The sequence below is a fragment of the Leisingera aquaemixtae genome, assembly GCF_006740765.1.
GTDB lineage: Bacteria > Pseudomonadota > Alphaproteobacteria > Rhodobacterales > Rhodobacteraceae > Leisingera > Leisingera aquaemixtae.
In genome coordinates, this window is sequence record NZ_CP041159.1 from 123,431 (window position 1) to 145,102 (window position 21,672).

The window sequence follows — 21,672 nt, forward strand, 5'->3', positions numbered from 1 at the left end:
GAGGGGAAAAGAGGGGAAGGAAATGCCGCGTTACAGCCAAGACTTTCTCACGCAGCGCGATTGCGAACGCATCAAGAAGCCGGGCCGGTACTTCGACGGGTTTCGGAACGGGCTTTATTTGAATGTTTCGAAGCCACGCGGAAAGAGGCCGCCCGCTAAGAGCTGGGCGGTTCGGTACCGGCTCTATGGTACGCAGCGAGACATGGGGCTGGGTCCCCTCCGCTTGCTGCCTCTGGAACTTGCTAGGGGGCGGGCACGTGAAATCCGAGAGCTGATTGACTTGGGTGTGGACCCTCTGGCGCAGGCTGAGGCTGAGCGTGAAGGTGCAAAGCAAAACTGGCAGCAGACCCACGTACAAGAGACCTTCAAGAATGTGGCTCTTGAGGTCTTTGAAATGCGCCGGTCCTCTTGGACAAGCCAGAAGCACGCTGACAAATGGATTGCCAGCCTTGAGAACTACGTATTCCCCGTAATGGGCGACGGGCCAATTGCCTACCTAGGGAAGCAGGATGTGCTAGAAGTGCTCAAGCCGATTTGGAACTCAAAGCGTGATACCGCGCAGAGGGTCAAACAACGCATGAGCGCGGTGTTTGCATATGCAATCGACACTGAGAAATACCACGGCCCGAACCCCTGCGACATATCCAAGGACACGCTGCCAAGCGTGCGCCCGGAAGTCGAACACCGGAAGGCCATGCCGTGGCCGGACCTGCCCGCATTCATGGTCGAATTGAAGAAGCGCCGCGGTATGTCTGCCCGCTGCCTTGAGTTCCTTATTTTGACTGGCACCCGCTCGGGTGAAGCGCGCGGCGCCCGCTGGGATGAAATTGAAGGCGATGTATGGACCGTGCCGAAGGAGCGGATGAAGATGAAGCGAGAGCACCGCATTCCCTTGTCACCGCAGGCTCAAGCGATCCTCAAGGCAGTACGTGCAGAAGAAAGGGAGGGCGATCTGATCTTTCCTAGCCCGCAGGGTAAGCGGCAATCTGACGTGGTTTTTGCAGCTCTCTACAAACGTATGGGGCGCACCGATTTCACTACACATGGCTTCCGCACCACGTTTAAGACATGGGCTCAGGAGAACAGCCCGCACTCCGATGAGATTTCAGAACTGAACTTGGCTCATGTCGTCGGCAGCAAGGTCCGCAATGCCTATGCCCGCTCCGATCTGTTTGAACAGCGCCGGAGCGAACTAGCACAGTGGGCGCAGCATGCGTTTCAGCAGGTTTGTTAGGTGTTCTGCTTTTTCTTGTCTATTTGAGCCAGCCAGCGAACGTACGAGAGCCCTTGGGAAATGATTAGTATGGCTACTTCCTCCGTAGGCTGATTGGGTTCTTCAACACCTTGTTCGTGGCGGTAGTTGTGAGCCGCGTTGACCCAATCTTTAAATCCCTCCAAAGTTTTGGCGCTGGCTGCATTCAGTACAGGGTGCCCGGAGTAGAAGGCCTGTTGATCCTTCCCGATTTTGTCGCCTGCCGCTCTCGCATCAAGCTTGAGTACTTTGTACATGAGCTTGAACAAGTTTTCGCATGCGCCGAAACTTGCGCGGATTGCTCCGATGTAGTTCGGTGGGTCCTGTAAGAGGCAGCTATCAACTTGTTCAAGGGTTTGGGCAGTTGCTGCATACCTAGGTTCATTGAGGGCAACAATTGCTGACTGCATCGTTGAGCTGAATGCGCTATCAATTAGCGGGTGAATGCTGCCGCTGCCGTCAATCTCGTACGCTAGATTTTCTTCTTTAAGTATCTTTCTGGCGCCTGAAATAAATAGTTCGCGCCGGCTGCTCTGAATATATTGTCTGTGAAGCGAGTTGCCGACTACTGTGATTGTGTCGAGCATTTCCAGAACGGTTATTCTGTTGAAGTACCAATCCCACCGTGGAAATAGAGTCCCGCTCTGAGAAGCGCTTGAAAAACAAATGCCTAACTCCTGTTCAATCGCATCCTGCGCATTTTTGTTATAATCAAAAGCGTCGCCATACCTGCCAAACGAAGGTGGTGGGCATGACTTTTCGCACAGCTTTGCAAGTCTGAAACGTGCTTTCTTGCTGTCTTTTTCAGGGGCGCCTTTAGTTAGGTAAGTGTGTGAAAACCTCTGTCCCAGTATATTCTCTGTCATTTTTGCTCACTAGCTAGTTGCGAACTAGGTTGGCCCAGTTGTTCAGCGGAGTTTCGGTAGAGAAGCATCCAAGCGCAAGCCAAAAAGTAGTATTTCCCGAACCCCACTTGTGCTTCATGTGGGGTATTATGATACCGTGATACTACGCCAAAACCTCCCAAGGGAACCCTGCCGGGCACCTCACGGGAGGAGGATAGATACGGAGCGGAGGCGGGCCTTGCTGTCTCTCGTGGGTTACGGACATGAACGCATTGAACCCCTTTGCGCACCCGGTGCGGAAACGAAAGCGGGCTCCTCTGGAGCAACGCTTTGCGTTCTGGCTTTCTCAGAACTTCAAAATCCCTGCGGGGATGAATGCGGGCGAGCCGTTCATTCTGCAGCCCTTTCAGCTACGGTTTGTTCGGGCCTTTCTTGCCCGGGAACCGGACGGCCCCAAATGGCGGACTTGCATCTACTCCACCCCGCGCAAGCTGGGTAAGTCCACGCTTCTGGCTGCGCTCATTCTGGGGCTGATGTGTTCGGACAGCCCTATCCACATCAAAGGGTTTAACGGGGCGATTGCAGCGCCCACGGAAAAGCATGCCCTGTACATTGCCAAGGCCATGGCTGCCTTGCTGGAGACTGCGGGCCGCGAAGATGACATGCGCCGCCGGAGCGATCCCAAGCCGGGCGTGCTGTTCATTAACGGGGGTACCCTCTGGCTGAGCACTGGTACCCGGGCGCAGGGTCACGGTGCGGACCTTGACCTAGCCGTCATTGATGAAACGGGCCTGCTTGGGAAGAACCAAGGCGAGCTTATCACCGGGTTCTTTGACGCTCTCTCCGCACGCAATGGCCAGCTCATTCTGACCGGCACGCGCGGCGACAGCCCCAGCTATAACGACCTGATAGAACGGCCTGACAAGCGCACGCATGTGACGCTCTATGCCGCGGAAAAGGGCGACGACTCCAGCGACCCTAAGATTTGGCACAAGGCGACCCCGGGTCTTGGCAAGATCAAGCCATTCCGTTTCATGGAAGATGCCTATGCGAAGGCAGAACAGTCCGGCAGCATGGCCGAGTTTGAGGCTTGGCATTTGAACAAGCCGCTTTCGCCATCGCGCGAATTGCTGCTGGACTATGACACTCTGCGGAAGGCCTACAAAAAGGAGGCACTGCAGCCGCTTCCCGGTGAGCCTGTTCACGTCGGGATTGATCTGGGCGGCAGTGCTTCCATGACCGCTGCCACCATCGCCTATGAACACTCCGGCTTGCTTAAGGTGCTGGGGGCTTTTCCGGGTGCGGATATTGACCTGCTGGCCCGCGGTAAGCGTGACCAAGTGGGCGATACATGGCACCGCTGCGCGGAAGCGGGTGAGCTGATTGAAACCTCTGGCAGCGTGTCAGACTTGCAAGAATTTCTGCCGGAACTGATTGCCCGCATCGGCAATCACCCAATCGCGTCTGTCTCCTGTGACCGATACCGCCAGCACGAATTTGAAACTGCATTGTCGCGGGCGCGGTTGGCGTGGCCAGTCATCTACCGCGGCACAGGTCCCAAAGACGGCGATCAGGACATTCGGGCAACCCGCAAGCTGTTCATTGCCGGGGCTGTCCAAATGCAGCGGTCCATTCTGCTGGAGGCTGCGCTTGCTGAGGCAGACGTGAAGGTCAGCACGACCGGCGCTTGCCAATTGGCCAAGAGCCACCTGCACGCCCGAATTGATGTTGCTTCCAGTCTGGTGCTGGCGTGCTCCGCCATGCTGCGCGCCCGGGAGGCTGTTGTTCCTGAATACGTGGTGGAGGTCCTATGAGGTACAACCCGCGCCCCCTGAAAAACACAACATGGCGGGACAGCGTGCGCCCCTTTGTGGCGCATCGCGCATCTTTCCGCTGTGAGCACTGTTTCACGTACCTGGGCATGCACGGCGAGGTCGATCACATCCAGCCGCGCGCTCAAGAGGATGTGCATGGGCTGCACGTCTATGACCCCAGTAACCTGCAATACCTTTGCCAATCCTGCCACACCACCAAAACCAACGGTGAACGGCGGGGTAAGGCGCGGGGGCCCGGTGAAGATACCGGGAGAACTTTGGCGGCGAGGCCCCCGCGCCGCACCAACGTCCGAGGGCGCGAGCAGTTCATAGCCGCCGCGGGCATTCCTGAAATCTCCGATGGGAAAAGGAACCCCAAATGCTGAAATCTCAAGAAATCCAGCTTGCGCAATCGAAACGGCGCGAGCGCATGGCCGAAATTCAGAAGGCCGATGAAGTCAGCGATGACGGCCGCACAGAACTGCGCAGCCTGACCGATGCCTACCAGAATGCGGAGGTGGAGCTGCGGGCGGCGCTGCTGGTGGAAGATGCGGAGCGCGAACAGATCAAAGAGCCGGACAAAGCCGCCAATGATTTTGACCGGGAATGCCGTTCGTTCGATCTGAGCGCGGTCATCGCGGCACAGGTCGATGGCAAGCCGCTGGCAGGCCGTGAGGCCGAAGTGAGCCAAGAACTTGAACAGCGCCATGGCCAAGGGCAGAAGGGTATCCGCTTTCCGTGGGAAGCACTGGAGCAGCGGGCAGACGTTGCCACAGATGCAGCCGCCGGCACATCGCAGGAGCTTGCAAGCCGCCCGGTGATGAACGCCCTTGAACGCTTCTTTGAAAACTCCGCGGCGGGCCGCTTCGGGGTCAATGTCTTGCAAGTCACGGGCACCCCCACCTTCCCGGAAATCACTGGCGGCACCGGCCTTTCGTGGGTGGCTGAGGGCAATGGTGCGGACGCACAGGCGATCAGCACCACTAGCAAGAGCCCTGCCATGCACACGGCAACGGGGCGTTATCTGCTGACCCGGCAGGCGATCCGTCAGAACAGTGCGCTGCCGTCCATTCTGCGGCGTGACCTGTCCGAAGTGCTGCGCGAGGGCATTGACCTTGCCATTTTCCAAGGCACGGGCGCCGATGAGCAACCGGCAGGCTTTGACAGCGTGCTGACCGCTGGGCGCACAACCGCGCTGGATGGTGTGGCCAGCTTTTCGGAGTTCCTGCTGCGCGCCACGGAAATTCAGGAAACGGCCAAGCTGAGCGACCCGGCGCAGGTGCGGATTGCTGGGGCGCCCATCGTGCACCAGACCCTTGCCGATACGCTGGTGAGCGGCACCGCCGTATCCGAGCTGGACCGCTTGAAGTCCGCGGGCTTCGGCATGCTGTGGTCCTCTCAGGTGTCGGCCCGTGGTGCACGTGACGCCACCGACAAGGGGGCGTCCACTGTCTACTTCGGTGCGGGCAGCAACAACGCCTATGTGCCGACGTGGGGAAGCCCTGAACTGATTGTGGACCCGTACAGCGAAAGCAAGACAGGCAAGGTGGCACTGACCATGTTTGCCTTCCTTGATGTGCTGATCCAGCGCACGGCTACGCACTACTTCAAACTCACTGGCGTGCAGGACCGCGCGTAATGGAGCGGCGCGCGATCTGGCCAGCGGCGGGCTTGGAGGTCCGCCGCGAGGGTAAGCGCCCCCGGATTGCGGGCCGTTTCCCCTATGGGTCTTTGGCGGTGCTGAGCGACCGGGGCAAAGTGCGCAAGGAACGCATCATGCCGGGGGCCTTTGACTTCACGCTGACCGACCCGGATGCAGAGGTGAACCTGTTATTCGGGCACAGCTTCGACCGGCCTTTGGCGTCACGGCAGGCGGGGTCTCTGGTGCTCAAGGATACCGCCGAAGCTTTGACGTTTGAGGCCATCATTGAGCCCGGCCTTGAAGATGTGACCCACGTGCGGGATGCGCTTACGCTGCTGGGCGCGGGGTTGGTCACGGGTATCTCGCCGGGCTTCCGGGTGCCGCCGAAAGAGACCGTGCCGGACAATGAAAGGTTGGACCCGGAACCGGGTAACCCCTCTGTGTTCATCCGCACGCTGCTGCAATTGGTGCTCTATGAATTGTCGCTGGTGACGCGGCCTGCCTACGGCGACAGCGAGGCGGAATTGCGGGCTCTGCAAACCGCAGCGCACCCGGTGCGAACTGAAAGGATCATCCTCCCATGATTACCGATTTCTCCCAAACGCGGGGGGCTCTGCCCACTGTGCCGGATGCTGTAAGCGTTGCTCTTGAGGCTGGTGTGGCCAATGACAGGGCAACGGCCATGATTGGGGCCTCTTGGGCGCTGGCTGAGACCTTCACAGGGCGCCTGTACTGGCCTGTGAACGCCTCTGTGGCTGTGGCGGTGCTGGAGGAGCCCGGGGAGGTTCAATGGCCCCGCTATCCCTTCCCTGCGGCAGTCACGGTTGAGAGCTGGGACGGTTCCGCATGGGCTGCCGAAGCTGCGGCATACATCCCTGACGCTGGCGTCGTCACCGGCCTGAATGCTGGCCGGTACAGGCTTACGCAAACCGGCACAGTAGAGCCGGGCGAACCGGCGCCGCATGTGATTGAGGCTGTGCGGGCGCTGACCCTGTATCAGCTCATTCATACCCCTGTGCGGCGGGAGTTCCGCCAGATCAATGCAGGTGACAGCAGCTTGACCCGGGAGGCGCTGGCCGGGCTGTTCCGTGCATCTGGTGCGGGAATGCTTCTGGCCGGGGAGGTCCGGTTCTGATGTGGCCTTTCAAGAAACGTGAGTTGGAGCGGGAGGAGCGGGCGGCGTTTCCTTCGGTTACGGCGGAATATGTGGCCGGGCGGCAAGCAAATCTCCTTTCTGACGGCAGCGCCGCACTCAGTGCCACGGTTGCCACCTGTGCAGGTTTTTGGTCCCGCGGGTTCTCTATGTTGGACCCGGCGCCGGAGGCTGGGCCGCTGCGGGCGGACGTGCTGGCTGCAATCGGGTCGGACCTGTGTTTGCGTGGCGAAAGCTGCTGGCACATCCGTGTTGATGGCAGTGACCTGAGCTTGCACCGGGCCGCCTACTGGGACGAACTTGGACGGGGACGCTATCATCTTCACATCGCCCGCCCGGCGGAAACGGAAACCGTGCGTGCCATCGAAGGGGAAGTGCTCAAGCTGGTAGTGAACCCTTCTTCGGAGCAGCCTTGGCGGGGGCGCAGCCCATTTCAGATGATGGGCTCCAGCCCGCGGCTGATGGCGGAGATAGAGCGGGCGGTATCGGGAGCGCTGGAATGGACTGGGCGTGGCTTGCTGCCGTTCCCTGATGTGGTGCCGGAGGAGCAGCAGACGGCGGCCCTGCGGGGGCTCAAGGGCGGGGGTACCTTGGCGGCTATCCGCAGCAAGGCGGACTTTGCCACAAATACAGGCCAGCCGCGGGGGCATGAGTTCAAGCGGGTGGAGCTGACCCCTGATTTACAGAAGGCAGATTTGAACCCGGCGGCGGATGGCTTGCACGCGCGGTTGTTGGCGGCGGCGGGCATACCGCCAGCGCTGGTGACTGCCAGCGGAAACGCCGGGGCTATGCGGGAAGCTTACCGGCTCTTTGTCCTCCAGACCATTGAGCCGCTGGCCCGGCAGCTTTTGCCTGAGCTGGCAAAGGTGGGGGTTTCCAAAATGGACAGCGGGTCGATGATGAGCGCTGATGTTGCCGGGCGTGCCCGGGCTGTGGGCACGCTGGTTAAGTCCGGCGTGCCAGTGGACAAGGCTATGTCACTGGTGGGCTGGGGCGATGAATGACCACATCGCGCAGGCTTTCCGGCGGGCCGCCAAACACAGTCCGTTGATGCAGAGATACCGCCTCTATCGAAAGGACAAGGTGCCGCTTGATTTGTCCGGCCTGACGGAGGAGGAGCGGCGCCTTGCGAAGTCAGACACGGCAACTGTGTTTGACTGGCTGGAAACCTTGGCCGGTGCTTTGGAATGGAAAGAGACCGGAGCCGACGGCAAAACAGCTCAGGGGGTTCTGACACTCTACGGCGAGCCGCTGTCACAAGCGCCGGAGGCAGTGCTGGCAACAGACGGTACTTGGCTGGTGGTGGACGAGGCTTTGGGCCGGGATAGCCTTTCCGCCAGCTTCAAACTGGAGGTGCGTCGCTGGACGGCCAATGACGCGCCGCGCGTTAGGAGTGATGAACCATGACAAAGGACTTCTTGCTGGAAATGGCCGCGGCCTATGGCGTTCAGGATGAACTTGCAGAACTGCTGAAGGATAAGCCGGAACCGAAGGTGCCTATGAACCTGAAATGCCTGCTGGCGGAGTGGAGGAAAGAGCGCTGCATGAAGCGGGTGGAGGTGCTGCGGCGCGTGGATATTTCTAGCTCTCAACTGGCATTCTATGAGCGCGGGCAGCAGCTAAATCCGGGTGTCCGCACATTGGGGAAGTTGGCGCAGGGCTACCAAATGCCCCTTTGGCTTCTGTTGCGCGTGATGTTGTCCGAAGCCGGTGTGATTTCCGCACCGGGTGCGGGCAAAGCAGTCCGCAAACGCAAGCGCCGGTAAAAAAGAACCCCTGCCGAATGGAACGGCAGGGGCACCCACGCTGTAAGGTTGCCAAGCCAACCGATTACTTGGCTTAAGATTTCTATCAGGTAGCGTTACTCTGTCAATGGCTCCAGCGAGTCAGATGCTTGTGAACCTATTGGTACACAACGATTATTTCCCGTATCCTCACACTGAAAATTTGCGATTGAGCTGCTTTTCTGCTACACGTGGTCCCCCCTAAAAAAGAGGATGCATGATGTTGAAGGGACTTCGGGCCGAGCAGGAAATGTACATGGCAGCAGTGCGGGCTGACATGCGCTTGCTCAAACTAACAACAGCTTTGGAACACAGGGTTTGGTTGCTGCTCAATTCAGTTTCTGAAGGCACTCGTTGGGTGCCTGTTGAGCAGCGGGCCTTGGCGGAAATGTGCAGCGTTTCCGTGAATACCGTAAGTGCGGCAATCAGGGTGCTGGTAGAAAAGAAACTGATTGAGCGGCGCAGGGTTCACAAAAGCTATGAGTACCGCACGGCGGCGAACACAGAGGCCCACAACGTTGAGGCTAGTGAGCTGCGCCTGATGCGGGGGGCTAAGCCGTCAGAAAGCTGAAGATGACTTCTAAATGAATAACCCCCACCGCGGCAACGGCAGGGGTCAACTCAGCACAGGAACTCTCAATACCCGTGGCTAAGAGGCAGGTCTAAGACCCAGCCTCCAAGAGGAACATCAGTATGTCGAACAGGCAATGCGAAGGCAATGGTGACGGGCGCCCGAAGCGGCGCAAGGACTTCCAAGAAAAGCATGACAAGCTGTGTGGCTTGCTGCTTTCGAGGATGGAGACGGACGGCCATGACTGGAAGGGGCAAACGTGGGCGCCCGCCTTGCCCCTGACTGAGTGGGCAGAAATGGCAGGATTATCGTTGAGTTCCCTCAAGCGGCTCATCAAGGAGCCTCCAATCCTCTCGCAAGGCCGTGGCTGGGGGAAGGAAAAAGTTGTGCTACTGCGAGTGGGTGGGGAGCTTGATCCACAAGAGGCGAAGCTCAAGCTGACTGCAAACGTTATGGCTAAAGCCTATCGGGAGCACATGGCCACCTTAGAGGAGCCAGAGAAGTGGAAAGTGACACCGCGGGGAGATTGGGGCCTGATCAGGGGCTTGGCTGAGACTTGGCCTGAAGGGTGGCAGGTTAAGATTTTCAACTACACTCTCAAGGGCTGGCCTGCATTCATGGACGCTGTGAAATTGGAGTTAGAGGCGGCTTGGTTACTTCGAGAGGCAGGTGTCGAGGTTGTTGTGAGCGACGCGATTGCAAATCACACGCTGCGCACAGCCTGGCTGCTACAGGATGTGGATATCGGGCAATTTCGACGGTGGAACGACGTCAAACAACGGGGTGAGTGGTGGACGTGGAAAAAGCCGAGGATGAGCTTCCTTCGCAGGTTTCCTCACGTAGCCGCGCAACGCTTTTACTTTGACCATCCTAAGATGCAGGAAGCTCTAGGAAGTGACCTTTTTACCTTTTCTGAGACTTCTCATAACTAATATACATTACAGATACTCTAGTTATTACCTCAGATAAGAAGTTAATAGTGTCACTAGAGAAGCTGTAATGAATGGCAAGCGCCGCCGCTGAAGCGGCTAGCTTGCCTTGTTACAGGATCACTCTTGAGTCTGTATCTTTCAGTGCCATCCACCTGCTGCTCTTGAGCGAGCGGCCCCGTACTGCACCTTACTCTCGCATGCTGGTGGACTCCTGAGAGGCGCTGAGAGCGCCGCTGGCGGGCGCTTCGCTGGTTAGGGGCACATGGGGGCGCTGTTGAGGCGTTTGGCCGCTCAGCGGGCTTCTCCTTGGCTCGCGCTCTGCGCTCCACTCTGTGCACCTGCCATGTGTGGTGTCAGTCGCTCATATTGATTGCGCTGCTTCCCGGTTTCGCACCGGGTGCGACGCCTCAAAAGGGTGGGTAAACTGCGACAAAACCGCCCGGCTCTTTAGGCGCTCAGTGAGGGGTAGAAAGTGGGAAGAAGGGAAGCATCCCTAAGCTTTTCCGAGTAAATTCAAGATGTTACGTGGAAAATTGGTAGCGGAGGAGGGACTTGAACCCCCGACACGCGGATTATGATTCCGCTGCTCTAACCAACTGAGCTACTCCGCCGCTCGCCGTGTGGACGCGATTTAAGGAATGCCGCCGGTGGGGTCAAGCAGAAAAGACCGGGAAATGCAGATTCTTCCTGATTTTTTCTGGCGAGAGTGAAAAGTGGCACGAATACAGGGACTTGCCTCCACCCTAGCGGGCCTCTGCGGGGGCCGTGCTGCGGTGCGATCGGATTGTTGCGCGGCCGGGGGTCAGTCGGCTTGGGTGTCCAGCGCGGACAGCTCCGGCCGCGGCAGGCGGTCGAGCAGCTGGAACACAAGGGCGCGGCAGGTTTCTCCGGTCCAGTCCTCGGGGTGGAAGCTGGGCGGCAGGTCCGGGTGGCGCAGCACCACGCGGCGCCAGCGGTGCACGATTAGCGTGCGCAGGGTTCCGGTCTGCGCGGGCGTCAGGCCCGCAGGCGGCGCAGCGATCTGCTGCAGGTCGCGCTGCAGCGTGGCGCAGGCGTCCTGCAGGTGCTCTGGAAACAGCCGGGCCTTGAGCCAGCAGGGCACACGCATGCTGTTGACGCCGGCCGCCAGCAGGTCGTCCAGGTTGCGCGGCATCGGCCCGTGGCCAAGCGCGGTGGTGCGGTTCACGGCGACGTAATTGGACAGCAGCAGCACGTCGTCCAGGGTTGCCTGCCCGGCGCCGTCTTCGGCGATCAGCAGGTGCCAGTCGCCGGGGGCGGCGGCGCGGCGCTCGTAGATCCGGGGGGTGACCGCGGCGGACTGGTTGCGGCCGTATTCGGTCAGGTAGTGGACCGAGGCGCGGCCCGCGCGGGCGCTTTCGATCCAGCCGTCCTTGCGCAGCCGGTGCAGCGCCACGCGGATCGCCTCGGGCTTGATTCCCATCGGGGTGATGATGCGGGTCAGGGCGCTGCCGCTGATGCGGGCACCCTTGTCCTGCGCGAGATCGCCGAACAGCGATACGATCACCGACCAGACCCGCTGGTTCTGCGGGTCGTTCAGCTGCTGGACGGTGGTGTCGAACCAAGGGTTATGCTGTTCGTTCATAGGGATAAATATAGTTCGCCCGGACCGGTAAGGCCAGTCCGGGCGGTTGGCAGCAGCGGGGCTGCGTGCCGCTTTTGCCAGTCTCAATAAGCGTTCATCGTCAGCAGCTCATACTCTGCCGCAATCTCATCGTCCTGGTTGGTGAGGGTCACGTGCCAGCGCACCTCGCCGTATTCCTCGTTGCGCGGGGTCTTCTTCTTGACGGTGAGGCGCACCTTGATGCTGTCGCCCGCCGAAACCGGCTTCATGAAGCGCAGGGAGTCGAGGCCGGTATTGGCCAGAACCGGGCCCTCGTCCGGCTGCACGAACATGCCCGCGGCGAAGGACAGCAGCAGGTAGCCATGCGCCACGCGGCCCGGGAAGAACGGGTTCCGCTTGGCGGCTTCCTCGTCCATGTGGGCATAGAAGGTGTCGCCGGTGAAATGGGCGAAGGTCTCGATATCCTCCAGCGTCACGGTGCGCGGCGCGGTGTGCAGGGTCTCGCCAATCGCCAGCTCGCCGAACTTGCGGGTGAAGGGGTGTGCGGGGCCTTTGACTTCAGTGCCGCCGGGGACCCATTTTTCGCCGATCGCGGACAGGATGTCGGGCGAGCCCTGGATGGCGGTGCGCTGCATGTAGTGTTTGACGCCGCGCACGCCGCCCATCTCCTCGCCGCCGCCGGCACGGCCCGGGCCGCCGTGCACCATATGGGGCAGGGGAGAGCCGTGGCCGGTCGATTCCTTCATCGAGTCGCGGTTGTTGAAGTAGAGGCGGCCGTGGTAGGCGCCGGCGCCGATGGCGACGTCGCGGGCGACAGCAGAGTCATGGGTGATGACCGAGGCCACCAGCGAGCCCTGGCCGCGGTTGGCCAGATCAATGGCGTGGTCCAGATCGCGGTAACCCATGATGGTGGAGACGGGGCCGAAGGCCTCTGTGTCGTGTACCCGCTGGGCGTTGTCCGGGTCGGCGCAGTGGAACAGCATCGGCGGCACAAAGGCGCCTTTGTCGGCGTCTGCACCATCGACGGAGAAGTTGTCCGGGTCGCCAAAGACACGCTCTGCCTCCTGGCCGATGATCGCGGCCTTTTCCAGCACGTCGTGTTTCTGGCTGTTGGAGACCAGCGCGCCCATGCGGGTGGTTTCCAGGCGCGGGTCGCCGATCTGGGTTTTTGCCAGGCGGGCGGACAGGGCCTCGATCACCGCGTCCACCTGCGCTTGCGGCGCGATGATGCGGCGGATGGCGGTGCATTTCTGGCCCGCCTTGGTGGTCATCTCGCGGCTGACCTCCTTGACGAACAGGTCGAATTCCGGCGTGCCGGGCTGCGCGTCCGGGCCCAGGATCGAGGCGTTGAGGCTGTCCTGTTCGGCCACGAAGCGGACCGAGTTTTCCAGGATCACCGGGTTCGCGCGCAGTTTCAGCGCGGTGTTGGCGGAGCCGGTGAAGCTGACCACGTCCTGCATGGTCAGATGGTCCAGCATGTCGCCGAGGCCACCGGAAACCAGTTGCAGCGCGCCTTCGGGCAGGATGCCGCTGTCGAGCATCAGTTTCACGGCCAGCTCCGTCACATAGCAGCTGTTGGTGGCTGGTTTCACGATGGCCGGGACGCCTGCCAGCAGGGTGGGGGCGAGTTTTTCCAGCATCCCCCAGACCGGGAAGTTGAAGGCGTTGATATGCACCGCAACGCCGCGTAGCGGGGTGCAGATGTGCTGGCCCAGGAAGGTGCCGTTGCGGCTGAGCTGCTCCACATCGCCGTCGAGGTAGACATGGGCGTCCGGCATCTCGCGGCGGCCCTTGGAGGCGAAGACGAACATGGTGCCGATGCCGCCGTCGATGTCGATCATGTGATCGGACTGGGTGGCCCCGGTGTTGAAGCTCAGATCGTAGAGCGCCTGTTTGTGCTGGTTCAGGTGGCCTGCCAGCGCCTTCAGCATCCGGGCGCGGTCGTGGAAGGTCAGCTTGCGCAGGGCGGGGCCGCCCACCGTACGGGCGTAGTCGAGCATCGCCTGCACGTCGAGCGCGTCATTGCCGGCGCTGGCGATCACCTCGCCGGTGATGGCGCTGGCGATGTTGCGGGCGCCCGCGCCCGGTGCGACCCATTGACCCGCTGCAAAGCTGGAAATCTCTAGAAGGCTCATGATGGTGTCCTTTTCGTCAGGCCGGCAGGGGGCCGGCTGGCTGGAATCCGATGCTGAGATATATTGACCGTCCGGTCGGTTTATGCAAGGAATTTGTCAATGCGCCGCTGAGAGGGTGAGGGAGCGATGAGCGATACGATTCTGGTGGAGGATCACGGAACCTGGGTGGAGATCACCCTGAACCGTCCGGACCGGCTGAACAGTTTCAACGAAGAAATGCACAATGCCTTGCGCGCAGCACTTGAGGCCGCGCGTGACGGCGGTGCCCGGGCGGTGCTGCTGACCGGCGCCGGGCGCGGCTTTTGTGCCGGCCAGGACCTGGGCGACCGCGACCCGCGCAAGATGGACGGGCCGCCGGACCTGAGCCAGACCGTGCGCAAGTTCTATGCGCCGCTGGTGCGGCTGATCCGTGAACTGGACTTCCCGGTGATCTGCGCAGTGAATGGCGTGGCGGCCGGGGCAGGAGCCAATCTGGCGCTGGCCTGCGACGTGGTTCTGGCCGCTGAGAGCGCCAAGTTCATCCAGTCGTTTTCCAAGGTCGGGCTGATCCCGGACACCGGCGGCAGCTGGCATCTGCCGCGGCTCTTGGGCGAGGCGCGCGCCAAGGGGCTGGCGCTGACCGCTGAGCCGCTGCCTGCGAAGAAGGCCGAGGACTGGGGCCTGATCTGGAAGGCGCTGCCGGATGCCGAGCTGCTGGCCGAGGCCCGCGCGATGGCGGAAAAATTCGCAAATGGCCCGACGCTGGGCCTGGGCCTGACCAAACAGTGCATTCAGGCGGCGGCGGTCAACACGCTGTCCGATCAGCTGGAGATCGAGGCGGACGCGATGAAGACCTGCGGCGAAAGCGCCGATTATGCGGAAGGCGTCGCCAGCTTCCTGGAAAAGCGCGCGCCCGTGTTCAAGGGCAAATGACCATGACCCCGAAAGAACGCGCCGAGAAATCCGCCGCCGCCATGTGGGCCGAAGACCATGCGTCCAAATGGGCGGGGATGGAGATCACCCATGTGGACGAGGGCGAGGCGACGCTGGAGCTGACCATCGCCCGGCACCATTGCAACGGCCACGGCATCTGCCACGGCGGTGTGACCTTTATGCTGGCTGACAGCGCCTTCGCCTTTGCCTGTAACAGCCGCAACCAGTCGACGGTGGCGCAGCACAACGTGATCAGCTTCACCGCGCCGGGACGGCTGGGCGACACGCTGATCGCCACGGCGCGCGAGATTTCCCTGACCGGGCGCAGCGGCATCTATGACGTGACAGTGACCAACCAGGACGGCCAGCAGATCGCCGAGTTCCGGGGCTTTTCCCGGGCGGTCAAAGGCCAGTTGTTTGACGAATAGGTGTGGAGGACGCCATGGAAGACCTGACCCCGAACAAGAGCGATCTTGACCCGATCGAGATCGCCTCGATCGACGAAATCCGAAACCTGCAGCTGGAGCGGCTGAAATGGTCGGTGCGCCATGCCTATGACAACGTGGCGATGTACAAGCAGCGCTTCGACGAGGCGGGCGTGCATCCGGACGACCTGCAGGAGCTGAAGGACCTGGCCAAGTTCCCCTTCACCTACAAGAACGACCTGCGCGACAATTACCCGTTCGGCCTGTTTGCGGTGCCGCGCAGTGAGATCATGCGCCTGCATGCGTCCTCCGGCACCACAGGCAAGCCGACCGTGGTCGGCTATACCGCCAATGATATCAGCAACTGGGCGGATCTGGTGGCGCGCAGCTTGCGTGCCTCCGGCCTGCGCAAGGGCGACATGGTGCATAACGCCTATGGCTACGGCCTGTTCACCGGCGGCCTGGGCGCGCATTACGGGATCGAACGGCTGGGCGCCACTGTCGTTCCGATGTCGGGCGGCCAGACCGAAAAGCAGGTCGGGCTGATCACCGACTTCAAACCCGACGGCATCATGGTGACGCCCTCTTACATGCTCAACATTCTGGAGCAGTATCACAAGGTCGGCATGGACCCGCGCGAGTGCTCGCTCAAGGTGGGTGTGTTCGGAGCCGAACCCTGGACCGATGCGATGCGCAGGGAGGTTGAGGAAGCGTTTGATATGCACGCGGTCGATATCTACGGCCTCAGCGAAATCATGGGGCCGGGTGTCGCCAATGAATGCGTCGAGACCAAGGACGGCCCGGTCATCTGGGAGGACCACTTCCTGCCGGAAATCATCGACCCGGCGACCGGCGAGGTGCTGCCGGATGGCGAGATGGGTGAGCTGGTGTTCACCACGCTGACCAAGGAAGGCCTGCCGATGATCCGCTACCGCACCCGCGACCTGACCCGGCTGCTGCCGGGCACCGCGCGCACGATGCGGCGGATGGAGAAGATCACCGGCCGCAGCGACGACATGATCATCCTGCGCGGCGTCAACGTCTTCCCCAGCCAGGTGGAGGAGCAGCTGATGGCGACCGGCGGGCTGGCGCCGCATTACCAGATCGAGCTCTATAAATCCGGCCGCATGGACGCGATGCGGGTCTATGTGGAGGCCAACCCGGATGCCACGGATGAGCTGAGCAAGACCGCGGCGGCGCGGATGCTGACCAAGCGGATCAAGGATATGGTTGGCGTTTCCACCGAGATCATTGTAGGCGACCCCGGATCCGTCGAGCGCAGCCAGGGCAAGGCCAAGCGCGTTGTCGACAACCGCAGCAAGTCCTGACCCGGGAGAGTGAGCCTTGGCCCGCACGATCGCAAAAGACCATGATCAGAAACGCGCGCAGATCCTGAAGTCCGCAGCCAAAGTGTTTGCGGAAGCAGGCTATGACCGCGCGTCGATGACCCAGCTGGCGCGGGAGTGCGGGATCTCCAAGGCGAACATCTACCATTACTATGACAGCAAGGATGCCGTTCTCTTCGGCCTCCTTGACACCTACCTCAGCGACCTGCGCGACCGGGTCTGCGAGGTAGAGCTGGACGGCTATGGCCCGCAGGAGCGGCTGCGCCGCATCGTCTCGGAAATTCTGCTGGCTTACCAAGGCGCGGACCATGAGCATCAGGTGCAGCTGGGCGCAATGGGGTCGTTGCCCGAGGACCAGCAGAAGCATCTGCGCGGCTATCAGCGCGAGATGGTCCAGTTCATGAGTGATGCGCTGCTGGCGGTGGCGCCCGAGATCTTTGACGGCGACAGCGCCAAGCTGCGCGGCGCCACCATGTCGGTCTTCGGGATGCTGAACTGGTATTACATGTGGAATACCGGCGCCGGCTCCAAGGCGCGGGAGGATTACGCCCGGCTGGTTGCGGATCTGACCCTGCATGGCGTCAAGGGGCTGTAGCGGCGCTTTTGCGGTTCTGCTGTTTCGCACTAGCTTTCTCCGCCAAGGGAGGATGTGATGCAGAAACCTGAGAGCTTCGAGAGTTTCTATTACAAGAAGGTCGGTCTGGGCGAGGCCTGCGGCTGCGCCGAGCGCGCCATCGGCATGTATGAGTTCGACCGCACCCTGGGCGGGAAGACTCACGCAAAAACCGGCAGGCGCCGGTTCTCGTTCAGGGCGTTTGCGCTGAAATACGGGCTGCTGTCCCGGCCCCGAACACCGGCGGAATAGATGTGAAAAGCACCCGGCGGGGCAGGCCCGCCGGGTGCAGCTGTTCAGGCTTGCGGATCAGCTTTCGCTGCCCAGAAGCGGGGTGATGCGGCGCACGGCGACGCGGCGGTTGGCGCGCTCGGCGTCCAGCGTGCTGACGGCCAGGTCGCTTTCGCCATAGCCCTGCACCACCATGTTTTCCGGCGGCACATCGAAGTACTCAGTCAGCGCCAGCGCCACGGTTTCCGCACGGCGGTCGGACAGCGCCAGGTTATAGGTCGCTGCGCCCACCGCATCGGTGTGGCCTTCGATCAGGAACACCTCGCCCGGGTTGCGCTCGATCAGGTCGCGCAGCGCGTTGCCCAGGGCGGCCAGCTCTTCGGCCTCCTGCGGGCGGATCACTGCTGAGCCGGTGTCGAAATTGACCGAGTCCACGTTGATCACAGGCACCAGGCGGCGCACCGCGTCGATGTTGCGGACCTGCACCAGCGAGAAGCGGCGGTCGATTTGCGGAGCGTCCTGCGCGGCCAGCGCTGCGGCCAGGTCCTGTGCCGACACGGCACCGGTGCTGGAGAAGGCGCGGCGGTTGTCCTGAACCTGCGGCAGCTCGTTCACAACGACCTTTTCGGCCTTTTGGGTGTCGTCGAACAGCACCACGCTGCGGCCGTCCGGCAGGATGCGCGTGCGGCGCAGCACCCGGCCCTCGGCGGAGCGGATGGTTTCCACCTCAACCCCGTTCTCGCGGGTCACCACGGTGCGGGTGGAGCCGTCCTGGAACCGGTAGGTGGTCACGTTCGAGCCCGGCTGGCGCAGCAGCACATCGTCGTCTTTCAGGATGCGGTACTGGCCGTCCTGTTCCACGACGGCGCGGTCGCCGGAGTTGGACACGACCTTGCCGCCGTTGTTGAGCAGTGTCCCGATGGCCAGGGCGCCAAGGCCAAGCAGGGCGTTGCGCTGCGAGTTGGACAGGCCGCTGTCATCGTCTTGCGGGGCGGCATTGGCCTGCGGGGCAGCAGCTTCTGCCGCGGCCTGGGTGTCCGCGCCGACTTCGGTTTCGAATTCCTCGTCCGAGCTGCGCACGGTTTCCTCGGTGACCGTTTCTTCGGTCACTTGAGCGTCGCCTTCGCTGCCTTCTGCGGCGGCGGCTGCGGCGGCTGCGGTTTCCGTCTCGGCTTCGGCCTGGGCGTCAGCCTGGGCCTGGCTGTCCATCTCTACCAGTTCCGGATTGTCGGGGGTCTCGCCTGCATCGCCCTGCGACCGGGCCAGATCGGCGGCAATGGCTTCGGCGCTGGTTGCGGTGTCTTCAGCGGTTGTATTCTCTGCCGGCTGATCCTCTTGCGCTTCGGTCTCCTGCTCAGCCTGGGCGGCGTCCTGCTGACCGGCTTCAGCTTCGGTCTGCTGCTCAGCCTGGGCCTCGGCCTGCTCGTCCTGTGCTTCGGCCTGCGCTTCCTGAGCGGCGGCCTGAGCTTCGGCCTCCTGCTCCAGAGCCTCTGCCAGGGCTGCGGCTTCTGCGGCTTCCTGAGCGGCTGCGGATTCGGCAGCAGCCTCAGCTTCGGCGGCAGCCTGTGCCTCTGCGGCGGCCTGAGCCTCCGCGGCAGCCTGTGCCTCCGCGGCGGCCTCTGCCTCTGCGGCAGCCTCTGCTTCGGCGTTCGCGTCAGCAGCGGCCTCCGCTGCGGTTTCGGCCTGGGCCGGTTCGGTGCCGTCCGCCTGCTGCTGGGGGTCTGCACCGCTTTCAACCTGCGCGTCCGCGCCGGCCTCAGCTTCAACAGCCGCCGCGGCCTCGGCTTCGGCAGTCATGTCCGCGACGCTGGCCAGCACGGTGGCGGATTGCAGCTCGCCCGGCAGCTCCGCGTCAAAGGCGCCAGTGCCGTAGGCCTGGCAGAACTTGGCGATCCGGCCGGATTTTTCCTGAACTTCCCCGCCGGCGGCCAGCTTCTTCTGGTGCCGCTCGGCGCGTTTCCTGCAGCGGTCGACCAGGTCGCCGATTTCGGCGCTGGTCATCTGGGTGAGGTCGAAGCGCTTGTTGCCCTTGTCCTGCGACAGGGCGGGCAGCGGGGCTGCCAGCGAGACCATCACTGCCAGCGCCGTGGTCGATTTGAAAATTCCCGGTTTCATTGCGGTTCCTTCCTTGTTCCGGCACAGGGCCGTAGGGGGGTAACCGCTGAGGGCAGGAAAAGTTTCCCGCCGTTCCGGCAAAAAAGAAGCCGCCCCGGGAGGGGCGGCTGGACTTTGGCCGTTTTCCGCCAGCTGCGCGGCGCGTCAGAGGCTGACGGGCGGAACCATGCCGACAATGTCATAGGTCTTGCGCAGGATCGGCGCGGTGATCTCGCGCGCGCGCTGCGAGCCGCGGGACAGGATCTTGTCGATTTCGTCCTGGTTCTGCATCAGCCGCGCCATCTCGGTCGAGATCGGCGCCAGTTTGGAGACGGCCAGATCCGCCAGCATCGGCTTGAATTCCGAGAACTGCCTGCCGCCGGCATCCGCCAGCACCTGTTCCACGGTTTGCTCGTTCAGCGCGGCGTAGATATTGACCAGATTGCGCGCCTCGGGCCGCCCCTCAAGCCCCTCAACCTCGGAGGGCAGGGCATCAGGGTCGGTCTTGGCCTTGCGGATCTTTTTGGCGATGGCGTCGGCGTCATCGGTCAGGTTGATGCGGGAGGCGTCGGAGGGGTCCGATTTCGACATCTTCTTGGAGCCGTCGCGCAGGGACATGACGCGGGTGGCCGCGCCTTCGATCACCGGCTCGGTCTCCGGGAAGAAATCGACGCCGAAGTCGTGGTTGAACTTGATCGCGATATCGCGGGTCAGCTCCAGGTGCTGCTTTTGGTCCTCGCCCACCGGCACATGGGTGGCGTGGTAGACCAGAATGTCCGCCGCCATCAGCGCCGGGTAGGCAAACAGGCCCAGCGAGGCGTTCTGCTGGTTCTTGCCGGCCTTGTCCTTCCACTGGGTCATCCGCTGCATCCAGCCCATACGGGCGACGCAGTTGAAGATCCACGCCAGCTGCGCATGTTCCGGCACCTGGGACTGGTTGATCAGGATTGATTCTTCCGGGTCGATGCCGGCGGCGATGAAGCCCGCGCAAAGCTCGCGGGTGGATTTCTTCAGGTCCGCGGGATCCTGCCAGACAGTGATCGCATGCAGGTCGACCATGCAGTAGATGGTCTCAATATCCTTGGCCTGCCAGTCGACGAAGCGCTTCAGCGCACCGAGGTAATTCCCCAGATGCAGGTTGCCCGAAGGCTGGATCCCCGAAAAGACGCGCGGGGTGAAGCTGGTTTCGCTCATGGCCGGAAACTCCCGTCTGGAATTATGCACCATCGTCGCTTACCCATGGGGCCAGGATAGGTCAACAGGCGCGGGGGATTCCGTGCCGCAAGGAGTCCGGATGAGCAGCCAGCCCCACAACGCCCCCCTCAACCCTCTGCCCGCCGCGGTGGTGGCGCTGGTCCTGATCATCATCGGGATCGAGGCCGTGTTTTCGCTGGGCGCGCGCGGCATCCTGGGCGGGCCGGAGGCGATCGGCTGGCGGCTGGAGGCGATCCAGTCCTATGCGTTCTCCAGCGAGATCTTCTGGTGGATGCAGGACAGCGGCCGCTGGCTGCCGGAGCATCTGAAGCGGTTTGCGACCTACACTTTCGTGCATGGCGCTTTTACCCACGCGCTGTTTGTCTGCGTCTTTGTGCTGGCGATGGGCAAGATGGTGGGCGAGGTGATGGGCGATCTGGCGATGGTGGTCATCTTCATCCTGTCCGGCGCCGGCGGCGCGCTGGGCTATGCGTTGCTGGTCAGCGGCGGCCAGCCCCTGATCGGCGGGTTTCCGGCGGTTTACGGGCTGATCGGGGCGTTCACCTTTTTGCTGTGGCGTTCGCTGGCCTCGGTCGGGGCGCAGCAGAGCCGGGCGTTCACGCTGATTGCCTTCCTGATGGGCGCGCAGCTGCTGTTCGGACTGCTGTTTGGCGGCCAGAAGGACTGGGTGGCGGATCTGGCAGGCTTTGCCACCGGGTTCGGCCTGTCGTTCTTCCTGGCGCCGGGCGGCTGGGCGCGGATCCGCAACCGGATCCGCCACGATTGAAGCGGCGCGCTCCCGCCCGCTGCCCGCGCCCCTGGCGGGGCACCGCCAGCCGTTGGGCCGGGCAGCGCGCTGCAGGGGCAGGACTGCCCCTGACGGCGCTGGTGTGATTGTGTGACTGGCCGGACGGGTCAGCCCTGTTTCTTCAGCGGGCAGGTGTTCAGGCCGAGGATCCGGTAGACCGGGCAGTAGCCCATAATGCCGGTCGCCAGCGGCACCAGGCCGATGAGGCCCCACAGGGTTTGCGGGCCGATGAACACCAGCGACAGCAGGATCAGGCCAAGAAGGATGCGCAGGGCACGGTCGAGGGTGCCTTCGTTACGGGGCATTGCGTGGTCCTTTCGAACTCAGGTTGAAATTTCT

General features: G+C 62.2%; 23 protein-coding genes and 1 tRNA gene. 17 read left to right on the forward strand and 7 right to left on the reverse strand.

The features are described from left to right. Positions 1-22: 22 nt before the first annotated feature. Positions 23-1,234: a tyrosine-type recombinase/integrase gene (locus R2C4_RS02425; protein ID WP_141889440.1), complete on the forward strand. Its 1,212-nt coding sequence runs from the start codon at positions 23-25 to the stop codon at positions 1,232-1,234. On the opposite strand, the gene R2C4_RS02430 is transcribed toward R2C4_RS02425, so the two are convergent. Beyond that, on the reverse strand, positions 1,231-2,118 hold the full coding sequence (locus R2C4_RS02430; RefSeq protein WP_141889441.1) for a hypothetical protein: 888 nt from the start codon (positions 2,116-2,118) through the stop codon (positions 1,231-1,233). The two genes, R2C4_RS02425 and R2C4_RS02430, sit on opposite strands and share 4 nt — an antisense overlap. 242 nt (positions 2,119-2,360) lie before the next feature. Between R2C4_RS02430 and R2C4_RS02435 the strand changes: the two genes are divergently transcribed. The 10 genes from R2C4_RS02435 (at position 2,361) to R2C4_RS02480 (ending at position 9,993) form a co-directional block, all read left to right on the forward strand. After that, positions 2,361-3,911, forward strand: a complete 1,551-nt coding sequence (locus R2C4_RS02435) for a terminase TerL endonuclease subunit (RefSeq protein ID WP_141889442.1) — start codon at positions 2,361-2,363, stop codon at positions 3,909-3,911. 107 nt (positions 3,912-4,018) lie between these two features. Further along, positions 4,019-4,297 (forward strand): HNH endonuclease, encoded by a 279-nt coding sequence (locus R2C4_RS21530; protein ID WP_420870774.1) that lies wholly within the window; start codon positions 4,019-4,021, stop codon positions 4,295-4,297. Continuing rightward, on the forward strand, positions 4,291-5,550 hold the full coding sequence (locus tag R2C4_RS02445; RefSeq protein WP_141889444.1) for a phage major capsid family protein: 1,260 nt from the start codon (positions 4,291-4,293) through the stop codon (positions 5,548-5,550). Before R2C4_RS21530 ends, R2C4_RS02445 begins: the two co-directional genes overlap by 7 nt. Positions 5,551-5,648: 98 nt before the next feature. Then, positions 5,649-6,137 carry an HK97 family phage prohead protease gene (locus R2C4_RS02450; RefSeq protein ID WP_167510230.1) on the forward strand — a complete coding sequence of 163 codons (489 nt, stop codon included), beginning with the start codon at positions 5,649-5,651 and terminating at the stop codon, positions 6,135-6,137. 98 nt (positions 6,138-6,235) lie between these two features. Continuing rightward, complete coding sequence (locus tag R2C4_RS02455; protein ID WP_141889446.1) at positions 6,236-6,688, forward strand: hypothetical protein; 453 nt, start codon at positions 6,236-6,238, stop codon at positions 6,686-6,688. After that, positions 6,688-7,710: a phage portal family protein gene (locus tag R2C4_RS02460; protein WP_141889447.1), complete on the forward strand. Its 1,023-nt coding sequence runs from the start codon at positions 6,688-6,690 to the stop codon at positions 7,708-7,710. The genes R2C4_RS02455 and R2C4_RS02460 overlap by 1 nt, the downstream gene beginning before the upstream one ends. Continuing rightward, entirely contained in the window at positions 7,703-8,113 is a 411-nt protein-coding gene (locus R2C4_RS02465; RefSeq protein ID WP_141889448.1) for a hypothetical protein, read from the forward strand. Before R2C4_RS02460 ends, R2C4_RS02465 begins: the two co-directional genes overlap by 8 nt. Beyond that, positions 8,110-8,472, forward strand: a complete 363-nt coding sequence (locus R2C4_RS02470) for a helix-turn-helix domain-containing protein (protein WP_141889449.1) — start codon at positions 8,110-8,112, stop codon at positions 8,470-8,472. Before R2C4_RS02465 ends, R2C4_RS02470 begins: the two co-directional genes overlap by 4 nt. 235 nt (positions 8,473-8,707) lie before the next feature. Further along, positions 8,708-9,061, forward strand: coding sequence for a helix-turn-helix domain-containing protein (locus tag R2C4_RS02475; RefSeq protein ID WP_141889450.1), 354 nt, complete (start codon positions 8,708-8,710; stop codon positions 9,059-9,061). 122 nt (positions 9,062-9,183) lie between these two features. Then, positions 9,184-9,993 (forward strand): hypothetical protein, encoded by an 810-nt coding sequence (locus R2C4_RS02480; RefSeq protein WP_141889451.1) that lies wholly within the window; start codon positions 9,184-9,186, stop codon positions 9,991-9,993. A 534-nt stretch (positions 9,994-10,527) separates the two neighbouring features. Here R2C4_RS02480 and R2C4_RS02485 read toward each other — a convergent pair. The 3 genes from R2C4_RS02485 to paaZ form a co-directional block, all read right to left on the reverse strand. Next, positions 10,528-10,604 (reverse strand) — tRNA-Met (locus R2C4_RS02485). A gap of 191 nt (positions 10,605-10,795) precedes the next feature. After that, positions 10,796-11,596 carry a PaaX family transcriptional regulator C-terminal domain-containing protein gene (locus R2C4_RS02490; RefSeq protein ID WP_141889452.1) on the reverse strand — a complete coding sequence of 267 codons (801 nt, stop codon included), beginning with the start codon at positions 11,594-11,596 and terminating at the stop codon, positions 10,796-10,798. Positions 11,597-11,679: 83 nt separating this feature from the next. Beyond that, positions 11,680-13,710 carry a phenylacetic acid degradation bifunctional protein PaaZ gene (paaZ, locus tag R2C4_RS02495; RefSeq protein WP_141889453.1) on the reverse strand — a complete coding sequence of 677 codons (2,031 nt, stop codon included), beginning with the start codon at positions 13,708-13,710 and terminating at the stop codon, positions 11,680-11,682. A 126-nt stretch (positions 13,711-13,836) separates the two neighbouring features. Here paaZ and paaG point away from each other — a divergent pair, with 126 nt between their 5' ends. From paaG to R2C4_RS02520, 5 genes are read left to right on the forward strand one after another with little or no spacing between them, the layout of a single operon-like run. Then, on the forward strand, positions 13,837-14,622 hold the full coding sequence (gene paaG / locus R2C4_RS02500) for a 2-(1,2-epoxy-1,2-dihydrophenyl)acetyl-CoA isomerase PaaG (RefSeq protein ID WP_141889454.1): 786 nt from the start codon (positions 13,837-13,839) through the stop codon (positions 14,620-14,622). Positions 14,623-14,624: 2 nt separating this feature from the next. Further along, a complete protein-coding gene (gene paaI, locus R2C4_RS02505) occupies positions 14,625-15,050 on the forward strand; it encodes a hydroxyphenylacetyl-CoA thioesterase PaaI (RefSeq protein WP_141889455.1) in 426 nt (141 codons plus the stop codon). A gap of 14 nt (positions 15,051-15,064) precedes the next feature. Next, a complete protein-coding gene (gene paaK / locus R2C4_RS02510) occupies positions 15,065-16,375 on the forward strand; it encodes a phenylacetate--CoA ligase PaaK (protein WP_141889456.1) in 1,311 nt (436 codons plus the stop codon). A 16-nt stretch (positions 16,376-16,391) separates the two neighbouring features. Continuing rightward, the gene (locus R2C4_RS02515) at positions 16,392-16,988 is read left to right on the forward strand and encodes a TetR/AcrR family transcriptional regulator (RefSeq protein ID WP_141889457.1); all 597 of its coding nucleotides are present in this window, start codon (positions 16,392-16,394) and stop codon (positions 16,986-16,988) included. A gap of 57 nt (positions 16,989-17,045) precedes the next feature. Further along, complete coding sequence (locus R2C4_RS02520) at positions 17,046-17,258, forward strand: hypothetical protein (protein WP_141889458.1); 213 nt, start codon at positions 17,046-17,048, stop codon at positions 17,256-17,258. A gap of 57 nt (positions 17,259-17,315) precedes the next feature. On the opposite strand, the gene R2C4_RS02525 is transcribed toward R2C4_RS02520, so the two are convergent. Next, on the reverse strand, positions 17,316-19,352 hold the full coding sequence (locus R2C4_RS02525; RefSeq protein ID WP_141889459.1) for an OmpA family protein: 2,037 nt from the start codon (positions 19,350-19,352) through the stop codon (positions 17,316-17,318). A 144-nt stretch (positions 19,353-19,496) separates the two neighbouring features. Then, positions 19,497-20,525 carry a tryptophan--tRNA ligase gene (gene trpS, locus R2C4_RS02530; RefSeq protein ID WP_058286326.1) on the reverse strand — a complete coding sequence of 343 codons (1,029 nt, stop codon included), beginning with the start codon at positions 20,523-20,525 and terminating at the stop codon, positions 19,497-19,499. A 100-nt stretch (positions 20,526-20,625) separates the two neighbouring features. Here trpS and R2C4_RS02535 point away from each other — a divergent pair, with 100 nt between their 5' ends. Beyond that, positions 20,626-21,312 carry a rhomboid family intramembrane serine protease gene (locus R2C4_RS02535; RefSeq protein WP_141889460.1) on the forward strand — a complete coding sequence of 229 codons (687 nt, stop codon included), beginning with the start codon at positions 20,626-20,628 and terminating at the stop codon, positions 21,310-21,312. 128 nt (positions 21,313-21,440) lie between these two features. Here R2C4_RS02535 and R2C4_RS02540 read toward each other — a convergent pair whose 3' ends face one another. Further along, complete coding sequence (locus R2C4_RS02540) at positions 21,441-21,638, reverse strand: YgaP family membrane protein (RefSeq protein WP_141889461.1); 198 nt, start codon at positions 21,636-21,638, stop codon at positions 21,441-21,443. Positions 21,639-21,672 lie beyond the last annotated feature (34 nt).